At 71.0% G+C, this 3,595-nt stretch carries 1 protein-coding gene; it reads left to right on the top strand.

Features of this window, described 5'->3' with window-relative positions; genetic code table 11:
* On the top strand, nt 1–3,335 hold a 3,335-nt coding region (gene eccCb / locus O3Q52_RS50665; protein WP_269655174.1), incomplete at its 5' end, for a type VII secretion protein EccCb.
* Nucleotides 3,336–3,595: the final 260 nt, after the last annotated feature.

The raw sequence follows: 3,595 nt of genomic DNA, 5'->3' as shown, positions 1-3,595 counted from the left end.
GCCCCGGCCCCGAAGCCGTACGCGCCCTCGTACGTGCCGCACTCGCCCAGCTCGCGGTGTTCCACGCGCCCGAAGAGCTGTGGCTCGCGGTGTGTGTCAGCGACGACCGGCGACCCGACTGGGAGTGGGTCAAGTGGCTGCCGCACGCCCTGCACCCGCACGAGGAGGACGGCGCCGGCCAGGTCCGCCGGATCACCGCGGAAATCACCGAGCTGGACGACCTGCTCGGCGCCGAGTTCGCCGAGCGGCCCGGCTTCGACCCCGACGCCCGCCCCGGCCGTGACGAACCGTTCACCGTCGTTGTACTGGACGGCGTCAACGTCCCCGAGGGGCACCGCTGGGAGGGACACGGCTACCGCAACGCCGTGGTCCTCGACGTCTCCGGGGCGCTGCGCTGGCGGCCCGGCCGCAACACCCTGCGGCTGACCGTCGGCCCCGACCGGGTGAGCCTGGTGCGTACCGACCGCAGCCGCAAGGAGCGCTCCGTCGCGCTCGGCCGCCCGGACAGACTGGGCCCGCTCGGCGCGGAGTCGCTGGCCCGGCTGCTGACCGCCCGCCGGATCAGCCTCGGCACCGACATCTCGCAGCCGCTGGAGACCGACGTCGAACTGACCACGCTGCTCGGTATCCCCGACCTGCACCGGCACGACCCGCAGACCCTGTTCGACAAGCACATGGGCGCCGCCCGCCTGCGGGTGCCGGTCGCGGTCGGCGTGGACGGGCGCCCGGTGGAGCTCGACATCAAAGAGTCCGCGCAAGGCGGCATGGGCCCGCACGGCATGCTCATCGGCGCCACCGGCTCCGGCAAGAGCGAACTGCTGCGCACCCTGGTCCTCGGCCTCGCCCTGACCAACTCCTCCGAGACCCTGAACTTCGTCCTCGTCGACTTCAAGGGCGGCGCCACCTTCCTCGGTCTTGAGGAACTCCCGCACACCTCCGCGGTCATCACCAACCTCGCCGACGAGGTCGCCCTGGTGGAGCGCATGCAGGACGCCCTGCACGGCGAACTCATGCGCCGCCAGGAACTGCTGCGCTCCGCGGGCAACTACACCTCCGCCCTGGAGTACGAGCGGGCCCGCGCCGCCGGGACGAACCTCGCGCCGCTGCCCAGCCTGTTCGTGGTGGTCGACGAGTTCAGTGAACTACTGTCCACGCACCGGGAGTTCATGGACCTGTTCGTAATGATCGGCCGCCTCGGACGTTCACTCGGAGTTCATCTGCTGCTCGCCTCGCAGCGGTTGGACGAGGGCCGTATGCACCAGCTGGAGAGCCATCTCTCGTACCGCATCGGTCTGCGCACCTTCTCCGCCATGGAGAGCCGCGGTGTGCTCGGTGTGCCGGACGCCTACCAGCTTCCGGCCCAGCCCGGCAACGGCTACCTGAAGTCCGGTGTGGAGGCCCTGACCCGGTTCCGTGCCGCCTACTCGTCCGGCACCTACCGGCGTCGTACCGGCGCGGTGGTCCAGGCCCGGGTGGCCAGCCAGGTGGTGCCGTGGACCAGCGGCTGGGTGGTGCCCCGCACCCTGGAGGCCGCGCCCGAACCGGAACCGGAGAAGGAGGAGAGCGAGGAGGACGTGGAGACCCTGCTCGCCGTGGCCCTCGACCGGCTGCGCGACTCGGGCCCCGCCGCCCACCAGGTGTGGCTGCCGCCGCTGGACGAGCCCTCCCCGCTGGACGCCCTGTTGCCCGGTATCGCGCCCGACCTCGAGCGCGGACTCACCGCCAAGGGCTGGCTGGGCACCGGCAAGCTCCGGGTGCCGGTCGGCCTGGTCGACAAGCCCTTCGAGCAGCGGCGCGACCCGCTGATCGTGGACCTCTCCGGCGCCGGCGGCCATGTCGCCATCGCGGGTGGTTCACAGAGCGGCAAGTCCACCTTGATGCGCACCCTGATCGGTGCCCTCGCCCTCACCCACACGCCCGCCGAGATCCAGTTCTACTGCCTCGACTTCGGTGGCGGTGGTCTCTCGCAGCTCGCCGGCCTGCCGCATGTGGGCGGTGTCGCGGCGCGGTTGAACCCGGAACGGGTGCACCGGGCCGTCGCCGAGGTGATGACGCTGCTCGCCCGGCGCGAGCAGTTCTTCGTGGACCACACCATCGACTCGATGCAGTCCTACCGCCGCCGCCGGGCCGCCGGGGAGTTCCCCGACGAGCCGTTCGGCGACGTGTTCATGGTGGTCGACGGCTGGTCGACGGTCCGCCAGGACTACGACGACCTGATCGCGAAGTTCAACGAACTGGCCGCCCGCGGCCTCAACTACGGCATCCACCTGCTCATCACCACCACCCGCTGGGTGGAGTTGTCCGCGCAGGTCCGCGACCAGGCGGCCACCCGCCTCGAACTGCGCATGGGTGACCCGATGGACTCCGAGATCGACACCCGCAAGGCCCGCTCGGTGCCGCGCAGCGGTGGCCGGGGCATCACCTCCGACAGCAAGATGCACTTCCTCGCCGGTCTGCCCCGCCTCGACGGCAGCGGCTCCCTGGAAGACCTCGGCGACGGCGTCGGCCACCTGGTCGCGGAGGTCGCCCGGCACTGGCCCGGCGCGCCCGCCCCGCAGGTCCGGATGCTGCCGCACCGGCTCCCGTTGTCCGATCTCCCCGCGCCCGAGTCCACCGAGGGCGACGGTATGCGCCTGCCGCTCGGTATCGACCAGGACGCCCTGGAGCCGGTCTGGCACGACTTCAGCCGCACCCCGCACCTGGTCGTGGTCGGCGACACCGAGAGCGGCAAGACCAACCTGCTACGCCGCATCACGGAGGGCATCACCACCCGGTACTCCCCCACCGAGGCGAAGATCATCGTCGTCGACTACCGGCGCACCCTGGTGGACAGCATCCCGGAGGAGTACCGCATCGGGCATGTGATCTCGCTGGACAACCTCAAGGAGACCATCGAGGGCGCGGCCCGGGCGATGAAGACCCGGGTCCCGGGCGCCGACATCGCCCCCGGCCAGATGCGCAAGTGCGACTGGTGGACCGGCCCGCGTCTGTTCATCCTGATCGACGACTACGACATGGTCTCCGGCAACTCCTTCCAGAGCCCGATGGAGCCGCTCTTCGAGTACCTGACTCTCGGCTTCGAGATGGGCCTGCACCTGGTCGTCGCCCGCAGCGCGATGGGCGCCGGCCGCGGTCTCAGCGACGCCCTCATCCGGCGTCTCGACGAGGCCAACAACCCGGCCGTCCTGCTGTCCTGCCCGCCCACGGAGGGCCGCCTCTTCGGCAACGCGAAGCCGCGCAACCTGCCGCCCGGCCGGGCCCTGCACGTCGCCCGCCGCCGCGATAGGCTGATGCAGACGGCGCTGGTGGACGAACTCCCGCCCCAGCCGGACTGAGACCGAACGCCACACACGTGAATGGGGGCCACCTATTCAGGCGGCCCCCATTCACGTGCACACGCACACCCCCAGAAACGCGCCGAACACCGCAGCCTTTATGTTTTTAGGGGCGCGGGGAACGGCGCAATCCTTCGCTTTGACGGGGCGCAGGCAACTGCGCAACCGCCCCATGCCCCGCCCCCACTCAGGTTCAGTCCTCTTCAGCCACAGCTGTGGCTGAGGCACCCGCCCCTGCCGGCTTCCACCCCCGCGCCCGC

It is taken from the genome of Streptomyces sp. ActVer (genome assembly GCF_027270795.1).
GTDB classification, from domain to species: domain Bacteria; phylum Actinomycetota; class Actinomycetes; order Streptomycetales; family Streptomycetaceae; genus Streptomyces; species Streptomyces umbrinus_A.
Note: the sequence above shows the minus strand (reverse complement) of the source record. Positions and strands in the feature narration are given on the sequence as shown.